This window comes from Enterococcus gallinarum NBRC 100675, from assembly GCF_001544275.1.
GTDB lineage: Bacteria > Bacillota > Bacilli > Lactobacillales > Enterococcaceae > Enterococcus_D > Enterococcus_D gallinarum.
This window is the reverse complement of record NZ_BCQE01000007.1, coordinates 38,942-51,624: the sequence shown is the minus strand read 5'-3', so window position 1 is coordinate 51,624 and position 12,683 is coordinate 38,942. Positions and strand designations below refer to the sequence as shown.

Sequence of the window (12,683 nt, the reverse complement as noted above, 5' to 3'; positions counted from 1 at the left end):
CACAATTAGTGTGAAAAAATCTTTTCAATGGTGAATTACTCTTAAAGGAGGGAAAAGGGTTTCACAAGCCTATTTTAATAGTAAAATGTGAATCAGTAAAGCGCTTAACTAAAAAACGTGAAGGACGAAAGACTATGATGAAAAAAATTCAAAGGTTCGGCGGAGCGATGTTGGCACCAGTAATGTTGTTTTCATTTTTTGGTATCATTATTGGCTTTTCATTGCTGTTTTCGAATCAAACGATTATGGGAGATATCGCAGCACCGGGTACGCTGTGGTATAAATTTTGGAATGTCATTGCTGCAGGAGGCTGGACACCATTTTTCCAATTGCCAATATTGTTTGTTGTAGGATTACCGATTAGTTTAGCAAAGAAGTATGCCGCTAGAGCAACGATGGAAGCATTAGTGACCTACATTGCTTTCAATTATTTCGTAAATGCTATTTTAACTTTATGGCCAAATTCGTTTGGTGTGGATATTACTCAAGCCGCTACTACTGGCTCAGGTTTAACTTCAATAGCAGGAATCACTACTTTAGATACAGGAATGATCGGGGCACTCTTAATATCAGGAATCGTTGTTTATCTCCACAATCGCTATTATGAGCAAGAATTGCCTGAAATGTTGTCGATCTTTAGCGGTTCTGTCTTTGTCACAATGATAGGCTTTTTCGTAATGGTGCCTTTAGCAGTGATTATGTGCTTTGTTTGGCCAACGATTCAAGAGGGTATGAGAAGCATGCAAGGGTTCTTTATCAATTCTGGAAGCTTAGGAGTCTTTGTCTATCAGTTCTTACAAAAAATACTGATTCCAACAGGATTACATCACTTTGTTTATGCGCCATTTGCCTATGACAATGCAGTAATCGAGGGTGGAATGGCTGCTTACTGGGCAGGACATATCGGTGATTTTCAAACAAGCGCTCAATCACTAAAAGAGCTGTATCCTTTTGGCGGTTTCTCTTTATCCGGTATGTCTAAGGTTTTTGGAACAGCAGGTTTAAGCTTAGCAATCATTCAAACGGCTCGCCCCGATAAAAAGAAGAAGGTTATTGCGTTGATTGCACCGGCTGCTTTGACGGCAATCTTGACTGGGATCACAGAGCCAATTGAGTTTACTTTCCTCTTTGTTGCCCCAGCATTATGGGTGGTGCATGCGTTATTGGATGCCTCAATTGCTACAGTTTCCTATGCGTTTGGTGTCGTTGGCGATTTTGGCGGTGGCCTGATCAATTGGCTAGGACTTGACTGGTTACCTCTATGGAAATTCCACAGTTCGACGTATATTACCCAAATCATTATCGGGCTGATTTTCACGGCAATTTGGTATTTTGTCTTCACTTTTATCATCAAAAAGTTCAATTTGAAAACACCAGGACGGGAAGATGATCTCGAAAGTATGCAGCTTTACTCGAAAGCAGATTATGAGAATAAGCAGAAAGATAAAAATAAGGGGAAAGAGGAGGAAATTCCCAAACATCTCAGACAGGCACAAGCGTATATGGCATTGGTGGGAGGAAAAGAGAACGTAATTGATGTGACGAATTGTGCAACTCGGCTACGACTGACCATCAAAGATGCCAACAAAGTTGCCAGTTCAACGGAATTTCAAGCGGCAGGAGCCTCTGGATTGGTCAACACAGGCAACGGTGGTATTCAAATCATTGTTGGATTAACAGTACCGACAGTTCGGGAATCTTTTGAAGAACTGATGAAAGAATAAACGGTAAACAAAATCATTTTAAACAGAAATCTTTTAGATAACTATTGGAGGAAAAGACGATGAATAAGAAAAAAAGTTCCATTTTGATTGCTGGAGGAGGAAGTACCTATACACCATCCTTAGTAATTATGTTACTGGAAGGTCAAGAGCGATTTCCAGTAAGAAAAATCAAATTTTATGATAACGATGCAGAACGTCAGGCGGTCTTAGCAGAAGCTTGTCAAATCATTATTGCAGAACGCGCACCGGAAATCGAATTTGAATATTCTACTGATCCGGCAGCAGCTTTTTCTGATGTAGATATTGTGATGGCACAGTTACGAGTCGGCAAGTACGCAATGCGGGAGCAAGATGAAAAAATTCCCTTTAAGCACAATGTGGTTGGTCAAGAAACTTGTGGTCCTGGTGGATTGGCTTATGGGTTACGATCAATCGGTCCGGTTTTGGAATTAGTAGACTACATGGAGAAATATTCACCAGAGGCATGGCTCTTAAATTACTCGAATCCAGCCGCTGTGGTCGCAGAAGCAACCAGAAGATTCCGCCCAAATTCAAAAATCATCAATATTTGTGATATGCCGGTTTGTCTGGAAGACATTATGGCACGGGTTATTGGATTGAAAGACCGCAAAGACTTTGAAACATCCTATTTTGGCTTGAACCATTTCGGTTGGTGGACCAGTATCAAAGACCATGACGGAAATGATTTAATGCCTAGTATCAGTGCCCATGTAAGGGAATATGGCTATACAGAACAAACACAAAAAGGACAACACAAGGAAACAAGTTGGTTGGAAACAATGTGGGCAGCGAAAGAACTTCATGAAATCGAACCTGAATATCTGCCAAATACGTATTTAAAGTATTATTTGATGGCGGACTCGACGGTTGCACATGCCAACAAAGACTATACTCGGGCAAATGAGATTATTGATGGACGAGAAAAATATGTTTTTGATGAATGCCGACGAATCATTGCCAACAGTACAGCAGAAGATACTTCATTTGCTTCCAATGAACATGCATCGTTCATTACCGACTTAGCTTGCGCATTAACATTTAATACAAAAGAACGAATGATATTGATCGTTGAGAATAACGGCGCAATTGCGAATTTTGCACCGGATGCCATGGTAGAGTTGCCTTGTCTTGTTGGAAAAGATGGCTACGAAGTTCTATCGATCGGTGAAATTCCGACTTTCCAAAAAGGGTTGATGGAACAGCAAATTGCTTCAGAAAAACTTGCAGTCGATGCTTGGGAACAAGGTTCGTATCAAAAACTATGGCAATCGTTTACTATGAACAAGACAGTTCCAAGCGCAAAAGTTGCCAAAGCAATTCTCGACGACATGATTGAGGTCAATGCACCTTATTGGCCAACGCTTAGTTAAGTGCTAGAAATGAGGAAAGGAATCGGAAGTGTGACATAAGAAAAACTGAGACGAATCGCTCCGAACGATAGGGATTAATGACTGCTTTTTATGAAATGGAAACGGGGATTTACTGAACCGTAGCAGCAATTCTTATGGTTCGGCGATTCGACTTGTTGGGAAGCATATGTTCACAGACCGATAGTTTTAAGATAGAACATGAAAGTCAAAACCAAGTTTCAACTAGTCTACTTTGCGCAATATGCAATTATGGCCATTCTTATGACTCAAATCGTTCCCTTTTTGACAGAGCAAGGGTATGACGCAGTCCAAAGAGGATGGTTTCTCGCATCCTACAGTGTGACAACTATCCTCTTTCAAATTGTTCTGGGGTATTTTTCAGATAAGAATAATCGCTTGAAAAGGATTTCGATGACGGTTTCGTTTTTACTGGTTCTTTTTGTAATCAGTTTTTATCTTTTGGGAAAAGAACAATGGGTACTTCATTTAGCAAGTTTAGCTATTGCCGGCGGATTAGCTAACACTGCAGCAACATTATTGGATAACTGGGTTTTGTCAGAGCCACCCACAGCCAGACATTTATCCTATATCAAAGCCATTGGATCCTTAGGCTGGAGTGTGATGAGCTTGCTGATCCCGCTGTTTATTATCGGAGCGGATTATCGTCTTTTGAGTTTGCCACTTGTGGCACTTTTAGGGATGACACTCTTTTTTTCAAAAGCTACACCTGAGGCGATGCAGGGGAATCAGGAGACTGTACCGAAACAAGTCGCTAAAGTTCAACTAAAAGATATTTTGGCATTGTGCAAAAGCAAACCATTTCTGTTATACAATAGTCTTTTCTTTCTTTTGTATTTGACGATCGTTGCCAATAACACATTGGTCATTGATAAATTGATCGACATGTCGAGGGGCAAAGAATATGTTGGTTTGAAATGGTCGATCCAGTCTTTTTGCGAAATACCTGCTTATCTTTTGCTGAATAGAACGATCACAAAATGGAAAAATGAACGATTGGTTATGATATCAGGTGCTTTTTTGACCGCGCAGTTTTTTCTTTTTTATTTAGCTGATCGGCCATTGATTTTATTAGGCGCCAGTTTTTTGCAATTTTTTACTGTACCGATATTTACGATTGGCAGTCGTTTACTGATTAGTCAGATCACTCCAAGAGCTGTGTTTTCTTCGGGACAATTGATATCCGTCAGTTTCTATATCGGCTGTTCTTCATTTCTTTCCCCCTTGCTCTCGGGAATTTTATCAAACTATCTTTCCATCGATCAAACTATTTTTATTTTTGGCTTGTTACCAATTCTTGCGTTTATTTTATACAGAGGATTTACTGCTACAAAAAAAAGTTGAGGAGGAAGATAAATGTTTTTTTCAAAGAAAAACTGGCTGCAGGCTCCTGCTTCAGGGAATGTGTTGCCTATTGAAGAGGTAGGAGATGCGGTATTTTCATCAAAAATGATGGGTGGTGGATTTGCTATAACGGAGCATGATGGTCAGGTTTTTGCACCTGTTTCAGGAATCGTACAGGATATTTTTCCAACTAAACATGCAATTTCCCTCAAAACAGATCATGGTGCAATCGTACTGTTGCATATGGGATTAGAAACAGTGGAGATGAAGGGGGCTCCGTTTACTATTCTTGTTGAAAAAGGACAGAGGATCCAGCCTAGTGATTTATTAGCACAAATGGATATAGCAGCACTGGAGGAGGCAGATAAAGATAGTGTACTGATCGTTGTATTGGTAGAATCTGACGGTACCTTGAAAAATGAAAAGGGTCATGTTCACTTTGGAGAAAAACTCTTTCACTATAAATCATTTGTGTAAAGAAAAGCAGCACCTTAAACAACTTTTCTTTTTCAAAAATTGGAAAAGAATTATTGTTTAAAGACGCTGCTTTTTAGTTATGAACCGGTAGAAACATACCTGCTCAGACCAAAGCGCCAAAATAAGAGGGCGGGAATACCAAATGGCAAGCATAGTAATGGGGCGAACGCCCATAGTGGCTGCTCCAGCCGACCAATGATAAATAAAAAGGGATAGTATTGAAACCAAGCCATTGGAATGACATAGGTCAAGATCCGCAAGACTTGTTTGCCGTAGATACTAAATGGATAGCGGCCAAATTCGCGGGCGCCGTCCGTAAAGATGTTCATGAATTCCAATCCCTGAAGGGTGAAAAAAGAAATGGCGGCATAAATCAAAAAGAGAAAAAAGAACAAGACGGCACCACAGAGAATCATCAAAGTCAGAGTCAGCACTTTGATTGGCTGCCAATCGATGCCGCTTGTTGGCAGTACATAGCAAAATAAGAGCAATGCTTGCAGGAGCCGACCAATGCGAGTGAATTCCATTTTAGCAGCCAGTACTTGAAAGACTAGCGATCGGGGCCGGACCAATGCTCGATCAAATTCACCATTGGCGATCATTTGCGGGAATAGGTCGAACCCGCGAGCAAAACATTCCGCTAATGAAAAAGAAAAAAGGACTGTCGCAAAGCACAGCAGCACTTCCTCAAATGAGAAGCCATCAACTTGATGGAACCGGGAAAACATAAACAAAATTCCTAGAAAAGCGGTAAAGGAACCAAGAAATTGGCCTAACGCTGTCAAGAAGAACGAAACCTTATATTGCATTTGACTTTTCAAATGGATATTAAAATATTTCCAGTAAAGAGACATTTTCAACCCCCCTGTACGATCACTCGTTTTAACGCACGAGCCATCCAAAACTTGCCACCAGCTACCAATACCAGCAGCCAAAAGAGCTGCATTCCCAGCATCTGCCATAACGCATTTCCAACCAAATCCCCGCTATAAATCCGCAAAGGCACATTTTGCATCGCGGCAAAAGGCAGCAATTCAGCGATTTGTCGAAAAGGCTGTGGGAAAAATGGCAACGGAATAATACCGCCAGCGAGAAATTCACCGATTGCCCCCATCACGACCCGCACGCCGAGGGAAGAAAGGGTATAGAACGTCGAAATGTAAATCAACAGCGACACAGCCACCACGACGCCCAGACTTAAAACCAGCGACAGCATAAATAGCAGTATGCTCATCAGATTTTCTGGTAAGACCAAACGATAGGGGGCTGGCAACAAAAAGGCGATAGCAAAAATCGGCAGGCAGCGCAGCAACGCTTTTGCACAGCGATTCGCTGCCGATTGGCAAAACCAGCGGTCATAGAGATCCATTGGACGAGCCAACTCGTAAGCGATCGCTCCTGATGTTATGGCATCAAAAATCTCACTTTCAAAAAACCATAACATGAATAATGCTAAGAACGCTTGCTGCATCCAGACATAAGAGACGGTTTGTTGAAAGGTCATTGGAAAAGCTGTCGGATCGGTCTGATAAAAGGCGCGAAAAGCTAAAATCTCCAACATGCCCCAAACGAATTGTGTCACCATTCCAGCTAATGCGGCCGAGCGGTATTGCAAACTATTGGTAAAACGGATACGAAAGAGTGCCTGATACTTGCTCATATGTGGTACTCCTTATACAACTTAGCGACCATTTCTTCTGCTGTGATACTGGAAACAGACAGATCAGTGATCTCCACTTGCTGGCTAAGCTGTGTGATGGCTTGCGGAACGGTCAGCTGATTTGGATCAATCGTTAGTTCCAATCGCCCGATTTCTGCTTGGGTCACAGTGGCGCCTGCTGGAAGTGTCGGTGGGGTTCCTAGATAATCGATCTGCAATGTTTTGGCGTCAGAGAAGCGTTGCTTCAACTCTGGCAATTGACCATCTAATAAAATTTGCCCTTTACCAATCAGTAAAATGCGTTCTGTCAATGCTTCAATGTCCTGCATGTCATGGGTCGTTAGGATGACAGTCGTTCCTTTTTCCTGATTACGCTTTTTGATGAATTGGCGCACTGCGATCTTAGACACCGCATCAAGGCCAATCGTCGGTTCATCTAGAAACAAAATCTTGGGATCATGGAGCAACGAAGCGGCAATCTCGCAGCGCATACGTTGCCCTAGACTCAACGAACGGGCGGGGGTTTTCAACGTTTCGCTTAGGTCGAGCAGAGCGACTAGCTCTTCCAGATTTTGCCGATAGACTTGCGGATCGACCCGATAAATATCACGAATCAGCTCGAAACTGTCAATGACTGGGACATCCCACCAGAGCTGACTACGTTGACCAAAGACAACGCCAATGTCTTGGACATGATCGACCCGTTCTTTCCATGGAACGCGCCCGTTAATCAAGCACGTTCCGTCATCAGGTGTCAAAACACCACACATGATTTTGATGGTGGTGCTTTTTCCAGCACCATTCGGGCCGATGTATCCGACCATTTCTCCTTCTTGAATCGTAAAGCTGATATCTTGTAAAGCGGGGATTGTCGAAACCTCTCGATGGAAGAGCGCCTTGGCAGCGTTGCGAAAACCACTTTGGCGTTTCGCGACTTTGAAGCTTTTGTTGAGGTGTTGCACTTGGATCATTTGGATTCACTCACTTTCTTTTTTTGGCAAAAAACGCGACAAAAAGAGCATCCGAAAACACGAATACTCGCAACGAGTTGGTCCAAACGAACATGGTTGGGGCAGCGGTTCGTCAGCCAAACAAAAGTAACGCTAGTGTAGCATAGCGAATGTCTGAATTCAATGGAACAAAAGATGTAAGTGATAAAAATGATACTCTAAACGAGCGATAAAGGAATAACGCCTTCGATTCTCAGTTTCTTTTTTGTGGAAAGCCGTGCGGTCTTTATATAGAAAAGGTATAATAAATGAGAAACGATCACTTGTACACGTCAATAGATCGTACTACAGATGAGTGATTGGTAGAGAGAAACAAGGAGGTTCCTGATGGTTCAACGAATCAAAAAATGGCTCGTGACGTTTGCACAAACGACCCCATTTCTTTTAAGTAATACGGTAATCGTGATTCCGTATTTGTTATTCCTAGGATTGAATGATGGCAAGAGTTGGTTAACGATTCTGCCGTTTACTTTATTTTATACATTACGGATGACAGGAATTTTTCTTATCCGCAGTATACGTTTAGGATTAGACAGTTATACACTGCTGATTGGTGCTTTGCTGATGGGTGGTGTTGGAGCCTTTGCTGGAATTTTAGGTGTTTATTATTTTCCATTTTTCTATTTATCCGGTAGTTTGCTAGGGCTGAGTGCCTCTTGGCTAGTTCCAACGAATCGCACGGTCAATCTTCATGAAAAGAACTTGGGATTTACCAATATGACTCGTAAAAAAATGCCTTTTGCATTGTTCTTACTGATTTTGTTGTTAGTGGTGATGGAATGGTCAGGCACAACGAAGCTGATAGCCGCATTTGGCTTGTATACGATGTTTTACGTCATGGCTTACCATACAGTTACCCACTATCCTAGATATAGCATCGACTTTAAGCAAATGAATTCAAAAGTGATCGCCTTTAAAGAATTGCTTCTTTTTCTAATCTTTTTCTTGTTACTCTTTTTGCTGCGGAATGCACGTTTATTGGCAAATATCCAATTGCTTGATTGGGCGATTTATGGTTTCTTTGTCCTCTTCTTAGGTGCCGTATTTTATCTAGGACGAGCGAAGAAGCATTGGAAACTGCCCTCATGGCTCAACGTGCTAACTTTTTTAAATGGCATGTTAGGGAATTTTGTTTTCTTATTTGGAGCACTTTATCTAGGAAGTCTGTATGGGACAGAGGCGTTGACTCGCTATTTGTATTTGCCTTATCTTGCAGGAATGATTTTGTCCATGATCTTAGGCAAACGTATTCTGCAAGGTATTTCTCCAAATACAGTTCCAGTTCTGCTTGGTGGTTTGGCTCTTTCATTGTTTGTGCTTCTTTTTCCACAAAGCTTTGTTTTTGGTTTGTTTTTATTAAGCTTTTGGCAATCTTTGACCAGCAGCTGGTTGAATCAACGGTATGCGCAGGAACCTTCCTTGCCTGTTGATCAGCGAATGATCGCCAAATTTACCACTCAAAATAAGGGGAGTGTCACGCATCAATTCGTCATGATGGCTTTTCTACTGATTATGACAACTCTCTTTGATCGCCCGCTGAATATCTTGTTACAGCTATCGGGAAACGATCCATTGTCATCTCCAGATTTACACGTGTTGAATGATGCCAAATGGTTGAATTGCGGTATCTTAATGGTTGGTGTCATCGTTGTGTACGTCTTGTGGAAAAAATCCCGCTCAACTGGAGAAAGTGACGAAACAATAAAAACGAACGACGATTTTCCAATGGAGTAAGGAAAATCCCACTAGACTAGCAACTAGTCCAGTGGGATTTTTACGTTTTGATAACCATTGGATTTCCCCGATCCGCTTAATTGATGATCCAGCTCAAGCAATGTCGGGTTAGACAGGCAATTTTTTTCTCCTAATCGAAAGAAAGAGTGGAAATATTTGGATATTTATTTCGTTAAGAAAGATTCTGCAATTAAGAGGTAGGCTTGTAAGCGAACCCAATTCACTTTATAATTAAAGTGAATACATACACAAATTCAATCAAAAATAAGTAAAAGAAGCGGGGTTTATGAAGAAATATTGCGATATCAATGTGTTGGAAGCTGCTGAGGAACGTCTGACGTATATATTCAATACCTTTTCTCATGTTTATTTCTCTTTTAGCGGTGGGAAAGACAGCGGAGCAATGGTCCAATTAGCTGACCAAATTGCCCAAAAAAGTGGAAAAAAATTTGACTTATTGATTTTAGACATCGAAGCCAATTATCGCTCGACTCGGAACTTTATGGAATCGATCAAACAGCTGAAAAGCGTTCAACAGGTCTATCATTTCTGCTTGCCGTTTTATGAAGACAATACGACTAGTATTTTTCAGCCTCAGTGGAAAATGTGGGATGAAGCCGAACAGGATAAGTGGGTCCAAGAAATGCCCAGGGATGCGATTTCGCTGGCAGATCTCGATGAATCAATGATGGAACTGTACCAAAGTGCAAATTTAAATCCAGATAAATTCCTGAGAAATTTTGCTTTTTGGTATGCGAACTATCACAAAGGGGAGCCGGTTGCTTGTGGCATCGGCATTCGAACACAAGAAAGTTTGCATCGCTACCGGGCCATTTTAAATCGAAACTTCAATTATCAGGGGCATTGCTGGATCAAACATCAAACCAATCAAGGAACGATCGTCAACTTTTATCCATTATATGACTGGAAGACAGAGGATGTCTGGGGAGCGTATGCCCATTTTGATTGGGAGATGAATGCTTTTTATGACAAGCTTTATACGCAAGGGGTCTCCATCACGCAAATGCGGATTTGTCAGCCATATGGCCTGCAACAACGAAAAGGACTCTCTCAATATGCGCTAGTCGAACCGGATACTTGGGAGAAAGTCGTCAACCGTGTCTCGGGAGCGAATTTTGGCCGCTTGTATGCACGAACTTCCTTGTTGGCCCATTACAATACTCAAAAACCTGCCCACATGACTTGGCAGGAATACGCTGTCTTTTTGCTGGAATCGATTGGGCTATATTCCAAAAATCTGCAAGACCATTATTACCGTAAAATATCGATTCTGATCGCTCACTATCGGGACAAGTACGGTGTTCATGTAGAGGCGATCCCCGACGAAACCAAACGCAAAGAATGGCTGAAGAATGAAGTACTTTGGCATGACTGGAAGGGGATCGCTAAAGCATTGGAAAAAAATGATTTCTCTTTGAGTACCAGACAATACGCATTGACCAAGAAAGACGAGTCTGAACTCTATGCGTTAGCTGTGGAATTTGGTGCAGCATTAGGCATCGAACACCTGCCAAAATATCAATTGAAGAAGTTAGGAAGGACCTATGAACAATTGACCAAGAATCAGCCGTAATCAGTTAGTTGCTGAAAGGATGTGGAGTAGTTGAAAGAACAACTGATCGTCTTTTTTCCACCATATAAGAAAGGACATTTCTATCAATTGATGGGACCTTTCTTTGCTGAGCGAATCTACCAAAAGCAATTTCCTTATCTCGTTAATTCTGGGGATTGCCATTGGTATGTGATCGTGGATCCGCTGAATCAGGTGATGGCCTTTTCTTACTATGAAAAAAAAACCGCTCGCATCGAGATTGGCGAATTCTATGAAAAAGAGCCTGCTTCAGGCAGAAAAACTCTTTTGTTAAGAAAAATGCTGCATGACATCCGAAAAAAATATCCGGATCAAGAAATCACAGTCACAACGAATCACCCTAATGAAGTGGCGTTGTTCCAGACAAAAGGGTTCACCGTTTTTCGCCAAACGAAGAACTATTATTTTCTCAAAAGGGAGTGTTCTATTTAATGGGAAAAATTGCTTTTCCTGTGCTAGCTGTCAAAATGGTTCCATTGATTCAAATTCACGCCAATCACTACAATCCCAATAAAGTAGCGGAACCCGAGTTGGAACTTTTGGAGTTGTCGATTCGGGAAGACGGCTTCACACAACCATTAGTTTGTTATTTTGACAACGAAAAAGAAGGGTACTTACTGATTGACGGCTTTCATCGCTATCAGGTGGCCAAAGAACGTCTGGACTTGAAAGAAGTGCCAGTAACGGTCATCGACAAACCGCTAGAAAATCGTATGGCTTCTACTGTTAGACATAATCGAGCTCGAGGCACTCATGGTATCGAGAAAATGAGCAAAATCGTTCAACAATTAGTAGCAAGCGGATGGACAGATGATCGGATTGCCAAAGAATTGGGAATGGATGCAGAAGAAGTTTTTCGTTTCAAACAAAGCTCCGGCTTAAAGAGTGCCTTTTCGAATCATCAATTTAGCCGATCATGGACTGATTTCGAAAAAAAATATTATCAGAAACAAGAAGAACCAGAGAATATTTGATTAAAAACTAGAAAATTTGCTGTTTTAAAATAAGAAAAACGACCATTGTACTACGATGAAATAGACTCATCGTAAAACAATGGTCGTTTTTTGATGTGGTTCTCTGAGTTAGCGAAGGAAAGCCAAGTGATCAACTTTGCAATGCTGATTGTTTTAAATAACGATAAAACGTTGCTTTCTTGACACCGGTCTTTTGACAAACTTCTGCTACTGAATAGCCCTGCTCTTGATACAAAAGGAGAGCTTTTTGGATTAACTGAGGATCTACCTTGGGTCTACCACCAATGTTTCCTCTTGCCCGTGCAGAAATCAGCCCTTCTTTGGTACGTTCTACGATAATATCACGTTCAAACTGACTGAATGCTTGAAAGACTGTCATCATCAATTTTCCCTGGGGAGTCTGCGTATCAAAATTTTCTTTGATACTGATTACTTTCACACCTTTTTGTTCAAAAAAATAAACCAAATCAATCAAATCCTTGGTGCTACGGCCAAGACGAGAAAAGCTTTCGATAATGATTTGATCCTGTTTCTTCACCCGCTTTTTTAATTTGATCAACTCTGGCCGATTGGCTTGCGTACCACTAATCTTTTCTGTATAAATTTTGTGGCAGTTATATTTCTCAAGTAAATCCAATTGACGTGAAAGATCTTGCTGTCTTGTAGAGACTCGCGCATAACCATAAACCATTCCTGACATCTATATTCCTCCGATTAAAAATTTTTCTTAGTGAAAGAA

Annotated in this window: 12 protein-coding genes; 8 read left to right on the top strand and 4 right to left on the bottom strand. The window is 41.3% G+C overall.

Features of this window, described 5'->3' with window-relative positions; all coding sequences use genetic code 11:
- Positions 1-134 precede the first annotated feature (134 nt).
- The 4 genes from EG2_RS05210 (at position 135) to EG2_RS05195 (ending at position 4,954) form a co-directional block, all read left to right on the top strand.
- Complete coding sequence (locus tag EG2_RS05210; RefSeq protein ID WP_060813814.1) at positions 135-1,724, top strand: alpha-glucoside-specific PTS transporter subunit IIBC; 1,590 nt, start codon at positions 135-137, stop codon at positions 1,722-1,724.
- A 59-nt stretch (positions 1,725-1,783) separates the two neighbouring features.
- Positions 1,784-3,115 carry a 6-phospho-alpha-glucosidase gene (locus EG2_RS05205; RefSeq protein WP_060813813.1) on the top strand — a complete coding sequence of 444 codons (1,332 nt, stop codon included), beginning with the start codon at positions 1,784-1,786 and terminating at the stop codon, positions 3,113-3,115.
- 198 nt (positions 3,116-3,313) lie between these two features.
- The gene (locus EG2_RS05200; RefSeq protein WP_060813812.1) at positions 3,314-4,477 is read left to right on the top strand and encodes an MFS transporter; all 1,164 of its coding nucleotides are present in this window, start codon (positions 3,314-3,316) and stop codon (positions 4,475-4,477) included.
- Between the two features lie 12 nt (positions 4,478-4,489).
- Positions 4,490-4,954 carry a PTS sugar transporter subunit IIA gene (locus EG2_RS05195; RefSeq protein WP_071870122.1) on the top strand — a complete coding sequence of 155 codons (465 nt, stop codon included), beginning with the start codon at positions 4,490-4,492 and terminating at the stop codon, positions 4,952-4,954.
- 77 nt (positions 4,955-5,031) lie between these two features.
- Here the strand turns inward: EG2_RS05195 and EG2_RS05190 are convergent, their stop codons facing one another.
- The 3 genes from EG2_RS05190 to EG2_RS05180 are packed head-to-tail and all read right to left on the bottom strand — an operon-like array spanning position 5,032 to position 7,585.
- Positions 5,032-5,808 (bottom strand): ABC transporter permease, encoded by a 777-nt coding sequence (locus EG2_RS05190; protein WP_060813811.1) that lies wholly within the window; start codon positions 5,806-5,808, stop codon positions 5,032-5,034.
- A 2-nt stretch (positions 5,809-5,810) separates the two neighbouring features.
- Positions 5,811-6,614 (bottom strand): ABC transporter permease, encoded by an 804-nt coding sequence (locus EG2_RS05185; protein ID WP_060813810.1) that lies wholly within the window; start codon positions 6,612-6,614, stop codon positions 5,811-5,813.
- Entirely contained in the window at positions 6,611-7,585 is a 975-nt protein-coding gene (locus EG2_RS05180; protein ID WP_060813809.1) for an ABC transporter ATP-binding protein, read from the bottom strand. The genes EG2_RS05185 and EG2_RS05180 overlap by 4 nt, the downstream gene beginning before the upstream one ends.
- Before the next feature lie 366 nt (positions 7,586-7,951).
- On the opposite strand from EG2_RS05180, the gene EG2_RS05175 reads away from it, so the two are divergent.
- The 4 genes from EG2_RS05175 (at position 7,952) to EG2_RS05160 (ending at position 11,944) form a co-directional block, all read left to right on the top strand.
- Positions 7,952-9,358 carry a hypothetical protein gene (locus EG2_RS05175; protein WP_060813808.1) on the top strand — a complete coding sequence of 469 codons (1,407 nt, stop codon included), beginning with the start codon at positions 7,952-7,954 and terminating at the stop codon, positions 9,356-9,358.
- A 286-nt stretch (positions 9,359-9,644) separates the two neighbouring features.
- A complete protein-coding gene (locus tag EG2_RS05170; RefSeq protein WP_060813807.1) occupies positions 9,645-10,952 on the top strand; it encodes a DUF3440 domain-containing protein in 1,308 nt (435 codons plus the stop codon).
- Positions 10,953-10,982: 30 nt separating this feature from the next.
- The gene (locus EG2_RS05165) at positions 10,983-11,402 is read left to right on the top strand and encodes a hypothetical protein (protein ID WP_082709516.1); all 420 of its coding nucleotides are present in this window, start codon (positions 10,983-10,985) and stop codon (positions 11,400-11,402) included.
- Complete coding sequence (locus EG2_RS05160) at positions 11,402-11,944, top strand: IbrB-like domain-containing protein (RefSeq protein WP_060813806.1); 543 nt, start codon at positions 11,402-11,404, stop codon at positions 11,942-11,944. The genes EG2_RS05165 and EG2_RS05160 overlap by 1 nt, the downstream gene beginning before the upstream one ends.
- 130 nt (positions 11,945-12,074) lie before the next feature.
- Here EG2_RS05160 and EG2_RS05155 read toward each other — a convergent pair whose 3' ends face one another.
- Positions 12,075-12,644, bottom strand: coding sequence for a recombinase family protein (locus tag EG2_RS05155; RefSeq protein ID WP_060813805.1), 570 nt, complete (start codon positions 12,642-12,644; stop codon positions 12,075-12,077).
- Positions 12,645-12,683: the final 39 nt, after the last annotated feature.

Coding starts and splice junctions, on each gene's coding strand:
- EG2_RS05210 (WP_060813814.1), top strand. CDS start 135: ATGATGAAAAAAATTCAAAGGTTCGGCGGAGCGATGTTGGCACCAGTA.
- EG2_RS05205 (WP_060813813.1), top strand. CDS start 1,784: ATGAATAAGAAAAAAAGTTCCATTTTGATTGCTGGAGGAGGAAGTACC.
- EG2_RS05200 (WP_060813812.1), top strand. CDS start 3,314: ATGAAAGTCAAAACCAAGTTTCAACTAGTCTACTTTGCGCAATATGCA.
- EG2_RS05195 (WP_071870122.1), top strand. CDS start 4,490: ATGTTTTTTTCAAAGAAAAACTGGCTGCAGGCTCCTGCTTCAGGGAAT.
- EG2_RS05190 (WP_060813811.1), bottom strand. CDS start 5,808: ATGTCTCTTTACTGGAAATATTTTAATATCCATTTGAAAAGTCAAATG.
- EG2_RS05185 (WP_060813810.1), bottom strand. CDS start 6,614: ATGAGCAAGTATCAGGCACTCTTTCGTATCCGTTTTACCAATAGTTTG.
- EG2_RS05180 (WP_060813809.1), bottom strand. CDS start 7,585: ATGATCCAAGTGCAACACCTCAACAAAAGCTTCAAAGTCGCGAAACGC.
- EG2_RS05175 (WP_060813808.1), top strand. CDS start 7,952: ATGGTTCAACGAATCAAAAAATGGCTCGTGACGTTTGCACAAACGACC.
- EG2_RS05170 (WP_060813807.1), top strand. CDS start 9,645: ATGAAGAAATATTGCGATATCAATGTGTTGGAAGCTGCTGAGGAACGT.
- EG2_RS05160 (WP_060813806.1), top strand. CDS start 11,402: ATGGGAAAAATTGCTTTTCCTGTGCTAGCTGTCAAAATGGTTCCATTG.
- EG2_RS05155 (WP_060813805.1), bottom strand. CDS start 12,644: ATGTCAGGAATGGTTTATGGTTATGCGCGAGTCTCTACAAGACAGCAA.